The sequence below is a fragment of the Arthrobacter sp. HMWF013 genome, assembly GCF_003061105.1.
Taxonomy (GTDB): domain Bacteria; phylum Actinomycetota; class Actinomycetes; order Actinomycetales; family Micrococcaceae; genus Arthrobacter.
Genome location: NZ_QAIQ01000593.1, coordinates 483 through 2,269 on the forward strand (window position 1 = coordinate 483; position 1,787 = coordinate 2,269).

At 69.0% G+C, this 1,787-nt stretch carries 1 protein-coding gene and 1 pseudogene; both read left to right on the forward strand.

The features are described from left to right. The first annotated feature begins 160 nt into the window (after positions 1–160). Positions 161–1,480, forward strand: a complete 1,320-nt coding sequence (locus DBR22_RS20125; RefSeq protein WP_108600459.1) for a winged helix DNA-binding domain-containing protein — start codon at positions 161–163, stop codon at positions 1,478–1,480. A gap of 13 nt (positions 1,481–1,493) precedes the next feature. Then, positions 1,494–1,787 (forward strand): annotated as a pseudogene (locus DBR22_RS20130) (hypothetical protein); the annotation flags it as partial.

Sequence of the window (1,787 nt, forward strand, 5' to 3'; positions counted from 1 at the left end):
CCGGAGAGGACAACGGATATCGGGCGACGCCGGACCGGATAACGCAGGTCATCGCAACGCAGGTCAGCGCGACGCAGGTCAGGGCAACGCAGGTCAGCGCGACGCAGGTCAGGGCAACGCAGGCGAAAGACGACCCAGGAGCACCCGAGAGCAGGTAGCCATGGACCCGGACGAGGTAGTGCGGCGGCGGCTTGCCGCCCAGCTGCTGCGCGGTCCCGGCCTGGCGTCCCCCGAGGACGTGGTATGGCACCTGTTGGCTGTCCAGGCCCAGGAATTCCCCTACGCACGCTGGAGCCTGGCGCAGCGCACCCGGCTCGCCGGCGCAGACCCGGTTACCGCAGGGGACGTTGAGCAGGCCGTGGCAGAGGGGCGGATCCTGCGCACCCACATCCTCCGCCCTACCTGGCATTTTGTGCACCGGGACGACCTCCGCTGGCTGATGGCTTTGTCCGCGCCGCGGCTTCACCAGGGCAATGACACCACCTACCGCAGGGTGGGAATTGACGCTGCCACGGCCGCGCGCAGCACGCAACTGCTGGCCGACGCTGTCCGGGGCGGCCGGCACCTGACCCGGGACCAGCTCGCAGCGCGCCTTCAGGACGCCGGGTTCGAGGCGGTTGGCCTGAGGCTCGCCTACCTGATCATGTACGCCGAAGTCAGTTCGGTACTGGTCAGCGGCGCGCCGGTGCGGAGCCCGGGCGGTGCCTTGAAGCAGACCTACGCCCTCTTCGACGAACGTGTACCCCCTGGCCCGGCCACGCCCATCACACGGGATGAGGCCCTCGGCCGGCTGGCCCGGCGCTACTTCACGAGCCGCGGTCCGGCCACGGTCAAGGACTGCGCCGGCTGGTCCGGGCTCACGGCCACGGACGTCCGGCGCGGTGTGCAGGCGGCACAGGAAGCTGATCCGGATGCCCTGGCAGCCATGGTGGTGGACGGCGTCGCCTATTATTTCGACGGCGGAACGGGCCGCGCCGAGGCCGGAACGGGCGGCACCGGCGCGGAAAACGGTAGAGCGGGCGGCGCCGAAGAGGGTGCGGGCGGCACCGGCGCGGAAAACGGTAGAGCGGGCGGCACCGAAGAGGGTGCGGGCAGAGCCCGCACGGAAGCCGGCACAGCCGCGTCTCTTACGGCCCCTGTACCGCGCATCGACCTGATCCAGTGCTACGACGAATACATCATGGGCTACTTCCCCACCCGGCACTATCTGGGTGGCACCGCCCCCGCCTATCCCACTGCGGGTGAGCCCCTTCACGTGGTGCTGCTGGACGGGCGGATGGCCGGCTGCTGGCGGCACACGATGTTCCCCGGCCGCTGCGAACTCGACATCCGCCTGTCCGGCGCCGGGGATCTGTCGGACCCGGCGCGGGCCAGGGCCGTTGAGGGAGCGGTGCAGGATGCAGTGGACAGGTACGGGTCATTCCTCGGCCTCCCCACCGTCCAGGTGCGCTCCGGGGCTAAGCTGGAGGGACACATATGAGAGGCGCTATACCGTGAACAGCTTGTTTTTCTGGATCATCATTCTCTCGTTCCTGATTCCCATGGGGATGCGGATGTACCGGAAGTCTGTCACCAAGCGGAACCAGGAGCAGAGCTTCACCGGGCGCTACCCTGACCAGTTTCCCGGTGGTGGCCAGTTCCCGGGACAGCAGAGCAGGCAGCCCCGCGACGGTTACACCCAGCAGGATTACATGAGTGGCGGGTTCCGGCAGATCAACAGCCCCCAGCCGCTTCCCCCGGCCGAGCCGCTGCCGCCCATGCAGCCGGTTCCGCCCATGGGCCAGCAG